18 protein-coding genes are annotated in these 17,517 nt (G+C 55.0%); 3 read left to right on the top strand and 15 right to left on the bottom strand.

The window, feature by feature from the left end; genetic code table 11:
- The first annotated feature begins 102 nt into the window (after nucleotides 1-102).
- From leuA to guaD, 3 genes are all read left to right on the top strand, one after another.
- Entirely contained in the window at nucleotides 103-1,773 is a 1,671-nt protein-coding gene (leuA, locus tag BT114_RS11250) for a 2-isopropylmalate synthase (RefSeq protein ID WP_072326566.1), read from the top strand.
- 131 nt (nucleotides 1,774-1,904) lie between these two features.
- Nucleotides 1,905-2,246 (top strand): hydroxyisourate hydrolase, encoded by a 342-nt coding sequence (gene uraH, locus BT114_RS11245; protein ID WP_072326564.1) that lies wholly within the window; start codon nucleotides 1,905-1,907, stop codon nucleotides 2,244-2,246.
- Entirely contained in the window at nucleotides 2,218-3,531 is a 1,314-nt protein-coding gene (guaD, locus tag BT114_RS11240) for a guanine deaminase (protein ID WP_072326563.1), read from the top strand. The genes uraH and guaD overlap by 29 nt, the downstream gene beginning before the upstream one ends.
- 130 nt (nucleotides 3,532-3,661) lie before the next feature.
- Here the strand turns inward: guaD and BT114_RS11235 are convergent, their stop codons facing one another.
- From BT114_RS11235 to nifD, 15 genes are all read right to left on the bottom strand, one after another.
- Nucleotides 3,662-4,624: a calcium/sodium antiporter gene (locus BT114_RS11235; protein ID WP_072326562.1), complete on the bottom strand. Its 963-nt coding sequence runs from the start codon at nucleotides 4,622-4,624 to the stop codon at nucleotides 3,662-3,664.
- An 11-nt stretch (nucleotides 4,625-4,635) separates the two neighbouring features.
- Nucleotides 4,636-5,886, bottom strand: coding sequence for a sodium:proton antiporter NhaD (nhaD, locus tag BT114_RS11230; RefSeq protein ID WP_072326561.1), 1,251 nt, complete (start codon nucleotides 5,884-5,886; stop codon nucleotides 4,636-4,638).
- A 147-nt stretch (nucleotides 5,887-6,033) separates the two neighbouring features.
- The gene (locus BT114_RS11225) at nucleotides 6,034-6,780 is read right to left on the bottom strand and encodes an SAM-dependent methyltransferase (protein ID WP_072326560.1); all 747 of its coding nucleotides are present in this window, start codon (nucleotides 6,778-6,780) and stop codon (nucleotides 6,034-6,036) included.
- Between the two features lie 73 nt (nucleotides 6,781-6,853).
- Nucleotides 6,854-7,111, bottom strand: coding sequence for a YjhX family toxin (locus BT114_RS11220; RefSeq protein ID WP_072326559.1), 258 nt, complete (start codon nucleotides 7,109-7,111; stop codon nucleotides 6,854-6,856).
- Between the two features lie 266 nt (nucleotides 7,112-7,377).
- Entirely contained in the window at nucleotides 7,378-7,680 is a 303-nt protein-coding gene (locus BT114_RS11215; protein WP_072326558.1) for a CopG family antitoxin, read from the bottom strand.
- A 3-nt stretch (nucleotides 7,681-7,683) separates the two neighbouring features.
- Nucleotides 7,684-7,956: a DUF4258 domain-containing protein gene (locus BT114_RS11210; RefSeq protein WP_072326557.1), complete on the bottom strand. Its 273-nt coding sequence runs from the start codon at nucleotides 7,954-7,956 to the stop codon at nucleotides 7,684-7,686.
- A gap of 104 nt (nucleotides 7,957-8,060) precedes the next feature.
- On the bottom strand, nucleotides 8,061-9,275 hold the full coding sequence (locus tag BT114_RS11205) for a D-amino acid dehydrogenase (protein WP_072326556.1): 1,215 nt from the start codon (nucleotides 9,273-9,275) through the stop codon (nucleotides 8,061-8,063).
- 196 nt (nucleotides 9,276-9,471) lie between these two features.
- On the bottom strand, nucleotides 9,472-11,517 hold the full coding sequence (locus BT114_RS11200; RefSeq protein WP_072326555.1) for a PhoX family protein: 2,046 nt from the start codon (nucleotides 11,515-11,517) through the stop codon (nucleotides 9,472-9,474).
- Nucleotides 11,518-11,618: 101 nt separating this feature from the next.
- A complete protein-coding gene (locus tag BT114_RS11195) occupies nucleotides 11,619-12,629 on the bottom strand; it encodes a hypothetical protein (protein WP_072326554.1) in 1,011 nt (336 codons plus the stop codon).
- A gap of 16 nt (nucleotides 12,630-12,645) precedes the next feature.
- Nucleotides 12,646-12,918: a hypothetical protein gene (locus BT114_RS11190; protein ID WP_072326553.1), complete on the bottom strand. Its 273-nt coding sequence runs from the start codon at nucleotides 12,916-12,918 to the stop codon at nucleotides 12,646-12,648.
- A complete protein-coding gene (locus BT114_RS11185; RefSeq protein ID WP_072326552.1) occupies nucleotides 12,915-13,622 on the bottom strand; it encodes a NifB/NifX family molybdenum-iron cluster-binding protein in 708 nt (235 codons plus the stop codon). Before BT114_RS11185 ends, BT114_RS11190 begins: the two co-directional genes overlap by 4 nt.
- A 130-nt stretch (nucleotides 13,623-13,752) precedes the next feature.
- The gene (locus BT114_RS11180) at nucleotides 13,753-13,944 is read right to left on the bottom strand and encodes a 4Fe-4S dicluster domain-containing protein (protein WP_072326551.1); all 192 of its coding nucleotides are present in this window, start codon (nucleotides 13,942-13,944) and stop codon (nucleotides 13,753-13,755) included.
- A gap of 41 nt (nucleotides 13,945-13,985) precedes the next feature.
- The gene (gene nifT / locus BT114_RS11175) at nucleotides 13,986-14,198 is read right to left on the bottom strand and encodes a putative nitrogen fixation protein NifT (RefSeq protein ID WP_072326550.1); all 213 of its coding nucleotides are present in this window, start codon (nucleotides 14,196-14,198) and stop codon (nucleotides 13,986-13,988) included.
- Nucleotides 14,199-14,385: 187 nt separating this feature from the next.
- The gene (gene nifK, locus BT114_RS11170) at nucleotides 14,386-15,957 is read right to left on the bottom strand and encodes a nitrogenase molybdenum-iron protein subunit beta (protein WP_084662180.1); all 1,572 of its coding nucleotides are present in this window, start codon (nucleotides 15,955-15,957) and stop codon (nucleotides 14,386-14,388) included.
- A gap of 57 nt (nucleotides 15,958-16,014) precedes the next feature.
- Nucleotides 16,015-17,487, bottom strand: a complete 1,473-nt coding sequence (nifD, locus tag BT114_RS11165) for a nitrogenase molybdenum-iron protein alpha chain (protein WP_072326548.1) — start codon at nucleotides 17,485-17,487, stop codon at nucleotides 16,015-16,017.
- Nucleotides 17,488-17,517 lie beyond the last annotated feature (30 nt).

Genomic DNA, 17,517 nt, shown 5'->3' with positions numbered 1-17,517 from the left:
GTTTTTATCGAGGCACCTTTGCAATTTTTTACCGCTTACCCTGCGCTAAACTTTGCACCATGAATCAATCCGGGCTACCCGCCCTATTTTGTGAGAACCGCCATGAGCCGTTACGACCACACTAAATACCGCCCTTTTCCCCCTGTGCAGTTAAAAGACCGCCAGTGGCCTGACCAGGTCATCAACAAGGCACCGATCTGGTGCAGCGTGGATCTGCGTGATGGCAACCAGGCACTGGTTGACCCGATGACGGTGGAACAGAAAAAACGCCTGTTCCAGTTGCTGGTGAAAATCGGCTTCAAACAGATCGAAGTGGGCTTTCCTGCCGCATCCCAGCCGGACTTTGATTTTGTGCGGGCACTGATCGAAGAAAACATGATCCCTGATGATGTGACGGTGCAAGTACTCACCCAGGCGCGGGAACACCTGATTGACCGCACCATTGAGGCTTTGCAGGGCGTCAGAAAAGCCATAGTGCACGTTTACAACTCCACCTCCACCGTGCAGCGGGAGCAGGTGTTCCGCATGAGCCGTGAGGAAATCATTGAGATAGCCGTCTCCGGTGTGCGGATGGTGAAAGAGCGGGTTGCAAAACACCCGGCCACCGACTGGCGCCTGGAGTACTCGCCGGAAAGTTTCACCGGCACCGAGCTGGATTTTGCCGTGGAAATCTGTGATGCGGTGGTCAAGGAATGGCAGCCGACACCCGAGAAAAAAATCATCCTCAACCTGCCGGCCACCGTGGAAATGTCCACGCCCAATGTGTTTGCCGACCAGATTGAATGGTTCTGCCGCCACATTGCCCAGCGCGACTGCATTGAAATCAGCCTGCACACCCACAATGATCGGGGCTGTGCCGTGGCTGCCGCCGAACTCGGCATCATGGCCGGTGCCGACCGGGTGGAAGGCACTCTGATGGGCAATGGTGAGCGCACCGGCAACATGGATGTGATCACCATGGCAATGAACCTCTACAGCCAGGGGGTGGACCCGGAACTTTATCTGGCCGATGCCCAGGAAATTGTTGAGGTGGTGGAAGCCTGCACGCAGATTCCGGTCAATCCACGCCACCCCTGGGTGGGTGAACTGGTTTACACCGCCTTCTCCGGCAGCCACCAGGATGCCATCAAAAAAAGCCTCAGCCAGCAAAAGCCCGAACAGGGCTGGAATGTGGCCTACCTGCCGATTGATCCACAGGATCTGGGCCGCACCTACGAAGCGGTCATTCGCATCAACAGTCAGTCCGGCAAGGGCGGTGTGGCGTATGTGCTGGAAGCCGACTATGGCCTGAAGTTACCCCGCTGGTTGCAGGTGGAGTTTGCCAGAGTGGTGCAGGCACGCACTGAAGCCGAAGCACGGGAATTAAAACGCCAGGAAATCTGGGATGCCTTCGACCAGACCTACCTGAGCAATCCGATGCTTGCTGAGCTGGTCAGCTACAAGCTGGAGCGCAGTGACCGCGACTACCTGACTGCCGTGATCCGGCAACAGGGGCGCAGCGGTGAACTGCAGGGTGAAGGCAAGGGCGCACTCCATGCCCTGACCGAAGCCCTGAAACAGGTGCTGGATCAGGAAATCCAGATCACCGAATACAGCGAACACGCCCTGTCCACCGGCAGTGATGCCAAGGCCGTGACCTACATTCAGTTAAAAGTGGGTGAACAGGTCTGCTGTGGCGTGGCCATCAGTGAAGACACCGTGGCCGCCAACCTCAATGCCGTGCTGGCTGCAGTCAGCCCGACGCTGGCCACAGTGGAAACCCAGGCCGCTTAAAAACCCTTTTGTCCCGCAGCAGCCAGGCAAAACCGGCTGCTGCGGGATGACTGCAAACACAGTCACTACAAAAATCCCTCTCAGCAACTATCCTTATCAACAAACCAACCAAAACATCAGGGAGGTTGTTGATGCCCAGCCCGATCACCGCCCACGTACTGGACACCACTCACGGTCGCCCAGCCGTAGGCATGAAAATCCAACTATACGTTCGTAAAGGTCAGGAGTGGCAACTACTGGCCGAAGGCAAAACCAATAAAGAAGGTCGTATTACGGACTGGCTGGATGAAAATCAACGCGACAGCGGCCACTACCTGATGGTTTTTGCCACCGGAGAATGGTACAACGATCGTGCCGAAGCCTGCTTTTACCCTCAGGTCAAAATTGAGTTTTTGATCGCTGCAGCCAACGAACACCACCACCTTCCCCTGATGATTTCACCCTATGGTTACTCCACCTATCGATGCTGCTAACACACCGTCCAGCATCCAGATACTGCGGGGTGAAATGCTCGACTTTGCTGATGGTTTGCGCCACTGGCCTGACGGGCTGCTGCTGATCCGCAACGGACGCATTGAAGCCCTTGGCCATGCCAGCGATCTGCTGCCACAGATTGCACCAGACCAACTGGTGGAATCCTTCACCGGCCTGCTGCTGCCCGGCTTTATCGACACTCACATTCACTACCCTCAGACCGGCATCATCGCCTCACACGGCGAACAACTACTGGACTGGCTGAATCGATACACCTTTCCACGCGAAATGGCCTTTGCCAATCCACAACTGGCCGCCGAAGAAGCCAACTTCTTTCTCGACCAACTGGCGCGCAACGGAACCACCACCGCCGTGGTGTATCCCACCGTCCATCCTGTTTCGGTGGATGCCCTGTGCAATGCCGCGCAAGCCCGCCATCAGACCATCCTGACCGGCAAGGTGATGATGGACCGTTTTGCACCACCAGAACTACTGGATACACCGGATTCTGCCTATCACGACAGCAAGGCATTGATTGAGCGCTGGCACGGCCAGGGACGTCTGAAGTATGTACTTACTCCACGCTTTGCACCCACCAGCAGCCCGGAACAACTGACACGGGTTGGCCAGTTGCGCCGTGAACACCCGGAGGTTTACCTGCAGACGCACCTGAGTGAAAACCTCAAGGAAGTGGCCTGGGTGAAAGAGCTCTATCCCAAGGCGAAGGATTATCTGGATGTGTATGACCACTACGGCCTGCTGGGTGAACGCAGCCTGTTTGGTCACTGCATTCACCTGAGTGATCGGGAATGGCAACAGATGGCAGCAAGCGGATCAGTGATTGCCTTCTGCCCCACCTCCAACCTGTTTCTGGGCAGTGGTCTGTTTGATCTGGAACGCTGCCACCGTGAACAGATTCGGCTCAGCCTGGCCACCGATGTGGGTGGTGGCACTAGCTTTTCGCTGCTAACCACGCTCGGAGAAGCCTACAAGGTTGCCCGTCTGCAAGGTGCCGACCTCAACCCGCAGCAGGCTTTTTATCAGATCACCCTGGGCAATGCCCGTGCACTGGGACTGGAGCAGCAGATCGGCAGCCTGGAACCCGGCAAATACGCCGACCTGGTGTTACTGGATACCGCTGCCACACCATTACTCAACAAACGTTGCCAACTGGCGGAAACACTAGAGGAAAAACTCTTTGCCCTGATGTTTCTGGGAGGCGAGCAGGCCATTGCCGCCACTTGGGTCGCAGGACAACGCTTGTATGCAAGGAAAACCGTATGATCACTGTTTACCTACTGAGCTGGCTGGAACTCTTTTTCGACTGGCTGCAACAAGTCAACTACTGAAATCAACTCACCCGGAAGCAACTAACTCGCTGTTGCAGGCCAGTTGCCATGCCACCCATCAAGCATTAAATGCTACTGAGCAGGTAGAGGACATAACCCACATAACAGACCAGCAGCAAACCACCCTCCCAGCGGTTGATACGCCCTTGTCCCTTCAAGCCATAACCCAGTGCAAACAACAACAGGGTCAGGCCCAGCATCATCATGACATCACGACTGAACACCTCAGGACCGAAGCCCATCGGATGAATGACACCGGCAATGCCCACCACAGCCAGGGTATTGAACAGGTTGGAACCGAGAATGTTACCCAGTGCCATATCATGCTCACCCTTGCGAGCTGCAATCACAGAGGAAGCCAGCTCCGGCAGGGACGTACCTACAGCAACAATGGTCAGACCGATGATCAGATCACTGACCCCAAAACCCTGCGCCACTTCCACGGCCCCCCAGACCAGCACACGGGAACTGGCAATCAGCAGCAACAAACCAATCACCAGCCACACAACGGAGCGGCTCAAGGGCATGGGATGTGCAAGTAACTCCTGCTCCATTTCCACACCCAGCGCATCATCGCTTTTTTTCATGCCATTCCAGATGGTCCACCCCATCAGGAGGGAAAACACACCGAGCAACACCGCCGCATCCCAGCGAGTGATTTCTCCATCCCACACCTGTGAAGCCGCCAGCAGGGTAATCCCCAGCAGAATCGGCAGCTCCTTACGCAGAAGGGTGGAATGCACCAGAATCGGACTGATCAAGGCGGTGACACCCAGAATCAAGGCAATGTTGGTGATGTTTGAACCATAAGCATTACCCAGCGCGATACCTGGATTGCCCTGCGAGGCGGCCAGCGCTGATACCACCATTTCCGGAGCGGAAGTACCAAAACCCACCACCACCATACCAATCAGCAAGGGTGGCATATTCAAGTGCCGCGCGGTGGCTGCAGCGCCATCCACAAAACGATCCGCACTCCAAACCAGCAACAGCAGTCCCATCAGAATTGCCAGACTCGCTACCAACATGCTTGTTTACCTCAGTGAAAACCCTGACCCATCCACACTACAGCGACATACCCCAGGGTGTAAGCCATAAACAGGTGCAGCAGATAGCGCAGATAGGCAACAAAAGTCAGCCCCGGAATCTTGCTCATTGCCACAATGCCAGCGGCTGAACCAATCACCAGCAATGAACCACCAACACCCACCGCATAAGTCAGTCCCAGCCACTCACCTGGCGTCATTTCAATGCCCGACTTGAGTAAAGCGGCGGTCAGCGGCACGTTATCAATCACCGCTGAAAAAATACCCATCAGGTAGTTGGCAAAAACCGGCGGCAACAGCTGGTACACCAGCACCACTGAATCCAATGCCTGAATTTCCTTCAACATCCCGACCAGCAACAGGATGCCGAGGAAAAACAGCAGGGTTTCGAACTCGATGGCACGCACATATTCCAGAATCGGGTCCCGATCCGAGTCATCACTCAGCAGCCGCGACACCATAAACATTACCGACAGGCCAAACAGAAAGGTCAACACCGGAGGAATGGCAAACAAGACGTTGCCACTGATGGTCGCCACAATGGTCAGCAAAAACAGCAGACCAATCACACCATCCACACGACGGACTGGAGTAACCCTGGGCTCCAGCACCACGCCACCCGACAAACCGCGAAACAACAGCAACGCCAGCACCAACACTGCCAGCAACGCAGGAATCGATAAGGTCAGCAGGCTCAGGATATCCACCTTGCCCGCCAGAAAAATCATCAGCGTGGTTACATCACCGGTAATCAGCGCCACCCCACCGGAGTTCACCGCAAACACCACCAGCGTAATGAACTGGATGCGTTTTTTCAGATCCAGATCCAGTGACAGGATCAAGGCACAAGACACCAGTGTGGCCGTGATATTGTCCGCCAAAGAAGAAAACACAAAACAGAACAGCCCGGTCAACAGCAGCAACTTGCGCTCGCTGAGCCGACGGGGCAACACCAGATGGATCAGGTTCTCAATCATGCCCTTCTTGTTCAGGTAGGCCACAAACGTCATCGCCGCCACCAGAAACAGCCACAAACCGGCAATCTCGGCAATGCTTTCCGACAACCCATGTGATACCCCTGCGGTTTGCTCTGGGCTGTCACTGAACACAAACAACAACACCCAGCTCAGGGTGCCAAAAAACAGCGTCACCTTGGCCTTATTGATGTGGGTCAGCTCCTCAAACACCACACCCAAAAGTGCCAGCACCGCCAGCAACAACAGCACATAATCAAGAACAGCCATGGCAACGAACCTGCAGGAAGGGGAGCGAAGTCCACAAGATTAACTGCTGCAGCGCAGCAAAAACAATAGGCATGCAGACAGTAACGGTCAACGTCGTGTGCTGTAACGCCAAGGGCGGAACCATCCCGGTTCCGCCGCATAAAACGCTTACCGCGCCATCAGTGCAAACACGCCCCATCCCAGATATTCACGTGTGTATTCAACATGACGCCTGGGTGCTTCGTTCAGCAAGGCGCGAACCTCCCCGACCAGTTCATCATCAGGGTTGGTTTCAAGCCATCGGCGCATGGTGAGCCACTTGGCCGCCTCGTAGCGATCCCAGCCCTCCTGATCGGCCAGCACTATTTCCACCAGATCGTAACCCAGCTCAGCAAAGGAGCTGACCAGATCAGGCAGCGTGCAAAGATCCGAGATCGAACTGACATAACACTGTCTGGCAACCTCATCGGTGGGCGGTAACTGCCGCCAGTAGGGTTCACCAATCAGGATGATGCCCTGATCACTGAGGCTTTTGCTCAGAAGCCTGATGGTACCGGCAACACCACCACCGATCCATGTAGCACCCACACAAGCGGCCACTGCGCACTTTTCATCTGCCACATAACCGGCAGCATCACCATGAATGAAGGCAACACGGTCAGCCACCCCCAGGGCTTCAGCACGTTGTCTGGCTTGCTGGCTGAACAACTGACTCATGTCGACCCCGACTCCGGTGATGCCGTGATCACGCGCCCAGGTGCACAACATCTCGCCTGAACCACTGCCCAGATCCAGCAGGCGTGTGCCGGGTTTTAAACGCAACACAGTGCCCAGTGTGGTGAACTTTTCCGGTGTGAAAGGATTGTGAATGCGGTGTTCACTTTCAGTGATATTAAAAATGCGTGGAATATCCATCGCTGAATCCCCTTGAAAAAAAATGCATTCAGCCAGCCCCGCGCAAAAAAGCACAGAGCCGGCAATGAGTTGGTTAACGGTTATCCAGTTGAGGTCGAACGGCTTTTAAACCCTGCGTGCTGATCTGATAGGGTTGTCCATTGCGGGACTTGATCAGACCTTTGGTTCTGAGCCTGGAAAACACAGGCAAGGTGCAATCTGATAACAGATGACCTTCGCGGGTATAACATTCAACAGATTTGACGCGGCCTGAGCCATCGCGAAAATGAACGATGCGGCCACCTTTGGCGAGGACGTGAAGCGTCCGTTGTTCCGGCCTGGAAATATTCATGCTGGAAAATCCTGGTGCAGTAATCAAATGAGCAAAAGACAAGCATCAACAAATGCTCGTCAGATATCTGTGCACATTGATAACCAGAATCCTCGTATCAAAAGTACGAGTCAGGGATTCGGGTTATCGGATTACTGCAATCTCCAACATACAAGCCTCACAAGGTGTGAAAACCTGCCTTCAGACAGGTTCGCGAACATTACTCCCGCCACCGGGAAAAATCAACTTTTGAGAAAGGCCGATCCCCGGTGAGATCACTTCAGAACTCAGCGGCTCCGCTGGCCTGCTTTATCAGCAGAAATATCCTTGAAACCACCGGAGACATACTTATGCAGTACACTGGAAACCAGAGACTGATAAGGAAGCCCCTCTTCCAGTGCCCGACGTTGCAGTGCCTCCAGGTCTCGACTGGAGATGCGAATATTGATCCGCTTGTCTTTCTTGAACGTTTCTTCCGCTGCCTTCGTCAGGTACTCCCGACGGTCAGCATCCAGGTCTGACTCGAATACCCCGGATTCGTAGGCATCCAGCAGCTCTTGCTCTTCAATATCCAATTGGGTCTTGGCCATGTGCTACCCCCCTATAAATGTCTTAGTAGCCTTGCGACTCGGGATGGCCGTTTTGAGAAAGATTTCACTCGCATTCTCGACGTACGGCACCAACCAGGCGTAATCGTCAATCTGAACCACAAGCAAGCGTTGATTCGGATACTTGTCACAGTTGGGGTGAGGTCCATCATCAAGTAAACCGCCAGACTGAAGAGCAAACAGGACATCTTCAAAGGAGATGCCGCGTTCACTCATCAACTGCTGGTTTTTTTCAGCATTCCAGTTAATTTGCTTCATAAGACAAGTCTAGCAGAGCGTGTGCCTAATGGCATCATTCTGGAACCACTGTAAATTGCATACCCAGGCAAAGCTTAGGTTGATGCAGGCACAGGCGGGAGAGCTTACTCCCCCACCAGATCCGCCAGCATTTCTGCGGTGGCAGCGCCAAGGGTCCAGCCGAGGTGGCCATGACCGGTGTTGTAGTAAACACTGGGGCATTTGCCCCGAGCCACGCGAGGCATCATGTCGGGCATCATCGGCCGCAGTCCGGCCCAGGGGGTGATGTCTTCAGTGCTGATCTGTGGAAAGCAGGTCTGTACCCAGTCCACCAGTGGGCGGATGCGGTCCGCACGGATGTCGCGGTTGTAGCCGTTGAATTCAGCAGTTCCGGCCACGCGCAGGCGGTTGTCACCGAGTCGACTGGATACCAGTTTGCTGGCTTCATCCAGCAGACTGACGTGGGGTGCGCTGCTGCGACTGGTTTCATCCTTGAGTGCCACGGTGATGGAGTAACCCTTGACCGGATAGATGTTGAGGCGATCACCCACCTGGGCAGCCAGTGCACGGCTGGCCGTTCCGGCACAGATCACCACACTGTCGTAGGTGAGTTCTTCTGACTGGCCGCTGGCATCACGGCTGATGATGCGTACCTGCTCCGCATCGGCCAGCAGGTGTTCAACCTGTTGTTGGTAACGGATAACACCACCACGTTTTTCACAGGCGGCAGCCAGCCCCAAGGTATAAAGATGAATGTCACCGGTGGCATCACTTTCGGTGTAATAACCACCGTAGTATTGCCCTTGCAAGGCCGGTTCAATGGCCTGCATTTCTTCCGGGGTCACAGCGCGGCGCTCCAGGCCACCGGCCGCCAGCAGTCTGGAGATCTTGCCAGCGGTTTCAAAGCCTTGTTTGTCGCGGTAGATGTGCAGGATGCCGCGCTGTTTTAAATCAAACTGGATGCCTTCTTCATCAGCCCAGTTGAACAGGTGTTCGCGGGCAGCAATGGCCATGCGGGCAGTGGCTGTGGTGTTGTCAGCATGCTGCGGAATGGCAGCCAGAAACTCGGTGAACCAGCTGAGTTTGTGCCAGTTCGGCAGCGGGTTCACCAGCAGCGGCGCATCCTTTTTGAACATCCATTTCAGCCCCTTGATCACGGTCGGCAGGGAGTTCCACACCTCGGCATTGGAGGCAGATAACTGGCCGCCGTTGGCGTAGGAGGTTTCCATGGCTGCATAACGATGGCCTTCATACACGGTGACCTGATGCCCCCGCTTCAGCAGCGCGTAAGCTGTGGTGATACCGGTGATGCCGCCGCCAATGACCGCAAAGTGTTTCATGCTGCACCTCTGTACTGATGTTTTTTTCCAGTATAGACGCAAGACACAGGTGCAAATATCCAAAGCATCAAGGAAAGGCAGAATCAAACACTAAACTACATGCAGCAAATAGATCAAACAACCATATAAAAATCAATAAAAAGAAACCCCGCCCAGCAAATGCCAGACGGGGCAGTGGTTTTTACCGCCAGTAAAATCAACTGCCGACGATACGACCATCCTCACGACTGATCACCAGCGTGGCAGAGCGCGGGTAGCGACTGCCATCATGCGGCCACTGACCGGTCAGCTTGCCAGCAGCAAAGTCTTCCGGGGTGGTGGTGGCACCCGGGTGCTGCACATTCACAAACAGGGTTTTCTGGTCCGGCGTGCTGCACACACCGGTGATTTCCTGCCCGATCGGGCCGACCAGAAAACGCTTCAACACCTGATTGACCGGATCACAAGCCAGCATCTGGTTGTTGCCGAACTGTGCCCATTTGCCGGTATTAACCACACTTTCGCTCATGTCGGTCTGAATCCACAGGCGACTCTGACGATCAAACCACAGACCATCCGGGCTGTTGAAGATCTGACCGTCATTCAGTGCTGCACCGGCATAATCTGAGTCATCCTGCGGACCGGCCAGCATGAACAGATCCCATTCAAAACGGGTGGCAGCCACCTGATCACCCGCTTCGCGCCAGCGGATGATCTGACCCCAGTCGTTGGCAGCACGTGGGTTGGCCTTGTCGATCTGGGCTTCGGTGCGGCGAGAATTGTTGGTGAGGGTGAAATACACTTCACCGGTGGAAGGATTCACCGCGCCCCACTCAGGACGGTCCATCTTGGTGGCACCCACAGTATCTGCAGCCAGACGGGTGTTCACCAGCACATCGGCCTGACTGTTAAAGCCATTGGCGGGAGTCAGTGGCCCCATGCCAAACACCAGCGGCAGCCATTCACCGGAGCCATCATCGTTAAAACGGGCAACATACAGGGTGCCGTTATCCAGCAGATGACCACCTGCAGTGGCCTTGTGGTAAGGCTGGGCGCTGACGTACTTGTAGATGTACTCAAAGCGGGCATCATCACCGGAGTAGCAGACAATCGGCTGGCCTTCGACTGCAGTGTGGAAGATCACCCCTTCATGGGCAAAACGGCCCAGCGCGGTGCGCTTCACCGGTGTGGATTGCGGGTTGAAGGGATCAATCTCCACCACCCAGCCAAAGGTGTTGGGTTCGTTGCGGTAGTCACCGGTGGCGCTGGCCGCCTTGCTGGAGGCATCAAAACGCTGGTATTCATCCGCATTGCTGTCGGCGCGTTCCCAGGCATAACGACTGGTATTACGGCTGGCCACACCATAACGCTGGTGTTCACGCGGCTGTTCACCGGTGTTGATGAAATAACCGGCCCAGTTTTCTTCACTGGTCAGGTAGGTATTCCAGGGGGTGACACCGTGAGCGCAGTTGTTCAGTGTGCCACGGGTACGCGTGCCGTCCTGACTGAAACGGGTTTTGACCAGATCCGAACCACGCACCGGGCCACTCAGTTGCATTTCGGTCAGACCGGTGATGCGACGGTTGCGCGGGTCTTGCACCAGCTGCCAGTCACCATTGGCCTGTTTACGGATGCGGGCAATCGCTACACCATGACCATTGATTTCTTTCAGCACTTCATCAGCAGCACGCTTGCCATCTTTCAGCGGAACGGCGCTGCGGCTAAGGCTCTGTCCCACTGCTGAGGCGTGCATGAAACGCGGTTCCACGTATTCGTGGTTCATCACCAGCAGGCCATCTTCAGAACTGCCTTCATAAGGGCTGTGGCCTTCAATCGGGAAGAAGTGCATGCCATCGTGGTGACTGCCCATTTGCTGAGCCTGATCAGCACCGCTGTTGCGCAGTGGATCAAAGGCAGGCATACGGCCGGTGATTGGCTGACCCCAGGGCAGCAGTACCTGATGGCGATAACCGGCTGGCAGCAATACACCATCACCGTCATAAACCTTGACAGCCTCAAAACCGATCAGTTGTGGACCGGACTGAATGCCACGACTGGAGCCAGCGGCCTGTACTGCACCCGGCAGCAGGCTGGTGCCAAAAAAGCCCAGCAATGCAGCATTCAGGCTGCCTTTCAGCACACTGCGGCGATCCAGCCGACGGTCCAGTACATTGCGGAAGCTTTCATTGGAAGAAAGGTTGCTGAGCGGCTCGTCACCTTCGCCGTGATCAACTTGTTGCAGGGATTGCGTTTGCTGTTTCATGAGATTTCACCTGTCTGGAAAATTGAACAGAACAGGCGAAATCTATAGTCTGGAAATGACAGTAAAAGGTCGGCCGTGTGAAGCTTTTATAACACACTGATTTACAAAGTATAAGGTTGGTGCAACCAGTCTCTGATCAGTGCAGCCTGACGCTCGGCAATGTAGCGGTATTCAGCCAGCCAATCATCCTGCAGGCGTGCTGCCAGCTCTCGCGGCACCAGATTGCCCGCCACCAGACCAAAATACCAGGCACCGTTATAACCGGCCGCTTTGTCGTAACTGCGCAACTGGGTCGCCAATGCCATGGGTTCAACCGTTAAATCCCACGGCAGGGTTTTCAGGTGCCTGGCCTTGATGGCATGAGGCTGCAAACGCAGCTGTGCCACACCATAACGGGTCAGGGATTCATGGCGCTGGAAAAACCAGAACTGGTGGAAGTCGACTGCATCACCCGTTGCTTCTTGCCACTCACGGAAAAAACGTTGCAACAACGGTGCATTCACAGCTTCTTCCAAAGCCAGATGCAGGTTGGTTAAGCAACCCAGACGGTATTTGGGCGCCCCCACCGGGTGACCGTCCAGCCGTGCCGGGTGCATGGGTTCCAGCAGGTCGGCCAGATCTTCCGGTAATTCGGCATCGCCGTTCAGCAGTTTGCGATCCATCACCTCCTGCAGCTCTTCCACTTCCAGTTGCCAGCAAGCTTCCGGTGCCTTGCCGTAGCTGGCGGTAAAGAAATGGGTAGAGCCGTTGAAGCGGGTCACCAGGGGCTGCATGATTTCCAGATCAGCCAGCAGCTGTTCGAAGTCTTCCACCTTGCCAAGCGCCTGATTCAACCAGGCTTCCAGATCAGTAGCCAGTATCTGACCCTGACTGGTGCAGACACCACCGGGCCGATACCAGCCAGAACGGGTCAAACGGTGGTGAAAGGTCAGCTCTGGCCAGGTGGCTTTTAACCATTCCAGCAGTCGGCTGTGATGCGGGCGTGGCTGAATACCTGGTAATGCCTGGGTCAGCAGCTCTGCATCTGGCCGGTCAGGCAGGCTTTCAGCAGTTTTGGTTGCATCAACCTTCGGAACAAGGTCAAGGGTATCGGGCCGGCTTGGCTGGGTCATGCAGATGCTCTCCTGATTAGTCGTCGTCATCGTCATGCAGTGCAACCACCACACCGCAGGCACGGCTGAAATCATTGGTGAGACTGGCACAGGCATTGGAGGCATCAACCAGATACAAATCAAAACCTGCGCCCTGATGCACGGGTTTGGCCAGGCCGGGAATGTCGTTTTCCGAGCAGAGGGTGACCTTGCCCTCTTCAAAGGCAGTATTCAGGCGATCATCCCATTCAGCAGGTGGCAACTGACCGATATAAGCTGCCAGTTGATTCACGGCTTGTTCAGTGATCATTCCACTTCCTCCCCGCTGAAACGCTTACTGACTGAGCTTTCAGTGCCCAGCACGCGTGCCAGCCAGGGGGGCGGTGCATCCAGGCTTTGCTGTAATTTTTCCAGCGCTATCCGTGCCGGTTCAGCTTTCGGGAACTTCACTGGGTGCACACCGGTTTTCACCACCTTGGCAGCCGCAGGACCACCGATGGATTGCACATACAACAACTGACAACCCTGCAACAATGCCGCACGAGCCTCATTACGATCCGGTGCTTCGCTAGTTGCAGCAGCATCACGCACATCAGCCAGATAGATGCCTTCTTTGCTGACCTTGTAGATCAGAAAACGCAGGCAAGAACCAAAATGACCGTCCAACTGTTCACCATTATTGGAAGCCACGGCCACCTGCAGGGCTGCATCAGGATTCATGCCTGCAGGAGCCGTCTGGATGGTGGGCAGTGGTTGCAAGGTGTCCTGCTCACCCCATAGGTGGCGCAAGGCTTGTTTAACGTTGTCCTTGTTGTAGTTTTCCGGCAGTTCGCCATCATCACCACTGAGCACACGGTTGATGTCTTCAACACTCAGGGACTGGAGTTTTTCTTCGGTGATGGGCAGGCCAACGTAAGAACCTACGGCCACCACAAAAATAGCCGGGTCGTCTTCAGACAGAACCCGGGCTGCATTGGCCAGGCGTCTGGCGGCACCTTTGCTGATACTGGTCATGGGGTCTATCTCCTGTATGGCTGGATGCATTCGGCAGGTGGCTGGGGTGGTTACTGCTTCACATCAACGGCCTGGCGGATACACACAATCACTGCTGGATGCTGGCCGTCCCTGGCCAGGGGTGTTGTGCTCAAGCTGCCTGAGAGATGCAATCTACCGGGCAAACTGCAACACAGCGGGGTGCACCTTCATCCACACACTCGTCACAACTGGATGGATTGATGACCACCACACCTTTTTTCATCGAGATGGAAACGGTGGGGCATTCCGGTTCGCAGTCACCACAGGCAGTGCAGACATCGGGATCAATTTTCATTGCCATGATCGAATCCTCATCAAAAAGATAAAGCAGCCTTCAGGCCATCAATCCATCCTGCGGGCACGCAGGGTTTTGGGCAGTGACGGTTGTTCCATGGGATCAATGTAATAAGACTGGCCACTGGACAGTTTCAGTTCACCACCCCACTTGCCGGATTCATTAAATTCCAGCGAAACCACCTTTTCTTCCAGATCCTTTTTTGGCATGTAGAAGGTCAGCCCTCCGTCCAGTGCCTGGCTGATGATGATATTGGCCATGAGGCGCTCCTGTTGCTTGTTCAGGCGTTCATTGAATGTGGATTGGCTCAAAAGTCAGATTGCAGTAACCAGCTGTCTTTTCCGTCAGCCTGTCCTGTCCCGGACAGGATTCCGGTGCTGCGCCATCCATGGCTACGCAAGTCGACAGACTGATTACTGCATCACGAGCGTTTCCAAAGCCTTCCGATTAACGAACCAGATCGTAGTTGTAGTCGGTCTGGGCCATTACGCGGGTTTCATCATCCAGACGCTCCAGTACAGCGTTGACCAGGGTGGTCAGCATCTGCATGGCACCTTCATAGCCCAGGGTCGTGGAGCGATGCAGGTGGTGACGGTCGAAGATCGGGAAGCCGATGCGGATCAGCGGTACCTCGAACTCCTTGCCCTTGTGCAGGGTGTCACGCTGGATGAATTTGCCGTAGGAGTTACCGATCATGAAATCGGGCTTCTCGGTGAACATCAGCGAACGGAAGTGCCACAGGTCATGACGGGAGAAGATCTGGGTTTCGTTGTTGACCGGAGCGCACTCGGCCAGCATCTTTTTCATTTTCTTCTCCCAACGCTTGCCGCCACTCTGGCTCAGCACGTGGGTCGGTTCAGCACCCAGCTCCAGCAGGAACTTGGTCAGACCCAGAGTGAAGTCCGGATCACCGTACAGGGCAAATTTCTTGCCATGCAGCCAGGTGTGAGAGTCGGTCATCATGTCAACCAGACGTCCACGCTCCTTGGCCAGGCTGTCCGGAATGGCTTTACCGGTCAGACGGGAGACTTCCATCAGGAAGGCATCGGTGTATTCCAGACCCATGGGGATGTCCAGTTTCGGCACCTCATGTTTCCAGGTGAGTTCAGCCAGCTTTTTGGATTTCTCCAGATGCAGCGGTTGCAGCAGGATGGTGTTGATGGCGTTGGGCGCATCCTTGATTTCATCCAGGGTGGTGCCGCCTTCGTACATGCGGTATTCACCATCTGCCGGGGTATCCAGCACTTCGGAAGGGTCGGACAGCAGGCTGTAAGCCACGCCCATTTCTTCCATCATGCGGCGCACCACACGGTAGTTACCCAGGTAGGTTTCAAAGCCCGGCACCAGGTTGATCTTGCCGTTGCTGCCTACCACCTTGCCTTCCATGCTGTTCAGCGTGAAGTAACGACCAATGCCTTCGAACATGTTGTCCCAGCCAGTCACGTGGGAACCCACGAATGACGGGGTGTGTGCAAAGGGTGTTGGGTAGTCTTCAGCCACTGCACCGGCTTTTTTGGCGTTGCCGATGAAGGCGTTAAGGTCATCACCGATAACCTCGGCCATGCAGGTGGTGGATACTGCAATCATCTCTGGTTTGTAGAGCGCCTTGGCGTTCTCCAGACCATCGATCATGTTTTTCTGACCACCGAATACTGCCGCATCTTCAGTCATGGAGTCGGATACACAGGCCACCGGCTCTTTGAAATGACGGTTGAAGTAGGTGCGGAAGTAAGCCACACAACCCTGTGAGCCGTGCACATAAGGCAGGGTCTTTTCAAAACCCAGTGCACAGAGTACGGCACCCAGTGGCTGGCAAGCCTTGGCGGGGTTAACAGTCAGCGCTTCGCGCTCAAAGTTCAGGTTTTTGTACTCTTCAGTGGTGGTCCACAGGAAAGTTTCCTGAACCTTGGCATCGGCATGACCGGCTTCATAGTCGGCTTTTTTGCGTGCCAGCACATCCGTGTATTCATCCTGACGGAACAGCGGATAACTTTGTTTGATATCGTCTACGTTTTGCATGACCATCTCCTGGCCCGGCCGCCAATCTGCGGACACGGGCGCGAGTGATTAAGGATGTTAGGCAACGGCTTTCTGGTCGGCTTCAGCAGAAGCTTTCCAGGGCGGTGTCATCTGTTTCCAGCAAGGGTTGTTCAGGGTCATGTCCATGTCCTTGGCAAAGATGGCAAAACCATCGTAGCCATGGTAGGGGCCTGAATAATCCCAGGAGTGCATCTGACGGAAAGGCACACCCATTTTCTGGAAGATGTACTTTTCCTTGACGCCGGAGCCGATCAGGTCAGGCTTGACACGCTTCACAAACTCCTCGAATTCGAAGCCGGTGACATCGTCATAAATCAGCGTGGCATCCTTCACGTCATGGTTGGTACGCTCGTAGTCGTCCTTGTGGGCGAACTCGTAACCCGTACCGACCACTTCCATGCCCAGGTCTTCGTAGGCACCAATCACGTGACGAGGACGCAGACCGCCCACATACAGCATGACTTTTTTGCCTTGCAGGCGCGGCTTGTACTTGTCGATGACGGCTTGCATCAGCGGCTGGTACTTGGCAATCACTTCCTCGGCCTTGGCCTTGATGCTGTCATCAAAGTAGGAAGCAATTTTGCGCAGACTTTCAGCAACCTTGGTCGGACCAAAGAAGTTGTACTCAACCCATGGAATACCGTACTTCTCTTCCATGTGGCGAGAGATGTAGTTCATGGAACGGTAGCAGTGCAGCAGGTTCAGCTTGACCTTGGGCGTTTGCTCCATTTCAGCCAGGGTGCCGTCACCGGACCACTGAGCCACCACGCGCAGACCCATTTCTTCCAGCAGGATGCGGGAAGACCAGGCATCACCACCGATGTTGTAGTCACCCAGGATGGCAACGTCGTATTTGCCGGGCTCTACACCATTGCCGCCGCCTTCACGATCAAACACGTGATCACGGATGGCATCGTTGGCAATGTGGTGACCCAGTGACTGGGATACACCGCGGAAACCTTCACAACGCACCGGAATAACGGGCTTGCCGATTTCTTTGCTGCTGGCTTTGGAGACGGCTTCGATGTCGTCACCGATCAGACCAATCGGGCACTCGGACTGAACACTGATGCCGCGATTCAGCGGGAAGAGTTGTTCAATTTCAGTGATCAGCCTGGACAGTTTTTTGTCACCACCGAACACGATGTCCTTCTCCTGGAAATCCGAGGTGAAGTTCATGGTGCCGAAGCTGTTCACACCGGTGGTGCCAACGTAGTAGTTACGGCGACCAGCACGGGAGTACTGACCACAACCCACCGGACCGTGGGAGATGTGGATCATGTCCTTGATCGGACCCCACACCACACCTTTGGAACCGGCATAAGCACAACCACGAATGGTCATCACACCCGGCAGGGATTTACGGTTGGAGGTTACACACTTCTGGTTTTCAACCGAGGTATCGTTGACCGCCAGGTGCTTGGCGCGATCTTTCTTCGCCTTCTCCGGGTAAACCTCAAGCACTTCCTGAATCAAAGCCTGGGCTTCGTCTTTTGTCAGATTAGACATGCTTCATTCCTCCAGCGTGCTGCCCATCCG

The sequence above is a fragment of the Marinospirillum alkaliphilum DSM 21637 genome (genome assembly GCF_900119735.1).
Taxonomy (GTDB): domain Bacteria; phylum Pseudomonadota; class Gammaproteobacteria; order Pseudomonadales; family Halomonadaceae; genus Marinospirillum; species Marinospirillum alkaliphilum.
The sequence above is the reverse complement of the archived record's forward strand: the minus strand, read 5'-3'. Positions and strand labels throughout refer to the sequence as shown.

Excerpts from the sequence above, each read along its gene's own strand:
- leuA (WP_072326566.1), top strand. The coding sequence starts at position 103 with ATGAGCCGTTACGACCACACTAAATACCGCCCTTTTCCCCCTGTGCAG.
- uraH (WP_072326564.1), top strand. The coding sequence starts at position 1,905 with ATGCCCAGCCCGATCACCGCCCACGTACTGGACACCACTCACGGTCGC.
- guaD (WP_072326563.1), top strand. The coding sequence starts at position 2,218 with ATGGTTACTCCACCTATCGATGCTGCTAACACACCGTCCAGCATCCAG.
- BT114_RS11235 (WP_072326562.1), bottom strand. The coding sequence starts at position 4,624 with ATGTTGGTAGCGAGTCTGGCAATTCTGATGGGACTGCTGTTGCTGGTT.
- nhaD (WP_072326561.1), bottom strand. The coding sequence starts at position 5,886 with ATGGCTGTTCTTGATTATGTGCTGTTGTTGCTGGCGGTGCTGGCACTT.
- BT114_RS11225 (WP_072326560.1), bottom strand. The coding sequence starts at position 6,780 with ATGGATATTCCACGCATTTTTAATATCACTGAAAGTGAACACCGCATT.
- BT114_RS11220 (WP_072326559.1), bottom strand. The coding sequence starts at position 7,111 with ATGAATATTTCCAGGCCGGAACAACGGACGCTTCACGTCCTCGCCAAA.
- BT114_RS11215 (WP_072326558.1), bottom strand. The coding sequence starts at position 7,680 with ATGGCCAAGACCCAATTGGATATTGAAGAGCAAGAGCTGCTGGATGCC.
- BT114_RS11210 (WP_072326557.1), bottom strand. The coding sequence starts at position 7,956 with ATGAAGCAAATTAACTGGAATGCTGAAAAAAACCAGCAGTTGATGAGT.
- BT114_RS11205 (WP_072326556.1), bottom strand. The coding sequence starts at position 9,275 with ATGAAACACTTTGCGGTCATTGGCGGCGGCATCACCGGTATCACCACA.
- BT114_RS11200 (WP_072326555.1), bottom strand. The coding sequence starts at position 11,517 with ATGAAACAGCAAACGCAATCCCTGCAACAAGTTGATCACGGCGAAGGT.
- BT114_RS11195 (WP_072326554.1), bottom strand. The coding sequence starts at position 12,629 with ATGACCCAGCCAAGCCGGCCCGATACCCTTGACCTTGTTCCGAAGGTT.
- BT114_RS11190 (WP_072326553.1), bottom strand. The coding sequence starts at position 12,918 with ATGATCACTGAACAAGCCGTGAATCAACTGGCAGCTTATATCGGTCAG.
- BT114_RS11185 (WP_072326552.1), bottom strand. The coding sequence starts at position 13,622 with ATGACCAGTATCAGCAAAGGTGCCGCCAGACGCCTGGCCAATGCAGCC.
- BT114_RS11180 (WP_072326551.1), bottom strand. The coding sequence starts at position 13,944 with ATGGCAATGAAAATTGATCCCGATGTCTGCACTGCCTGTGGTGACTGC.
- nifT (WP_072326550.1), bottom strand. The coding sequence starts at position 14,198 with ATGGCCAATATCATCATCAGCCAGGCACTGGACGGAGGGCTGACCTTC.
- nifK (WP_084662180.1), bottom strand. The coding sequence starts at position 15,957 with ATGCAAAACGTAGACGATATCAAACAAAGTTATCCGCTGTTCCGTCAG.
- nifD (WP_072326548.1), bottom strand. The coding sequence starts at position 17,487 with ATGTCTAATCTGACAAAAGACGAAGCCCAGGCTTTGATTCAGGAAGTG.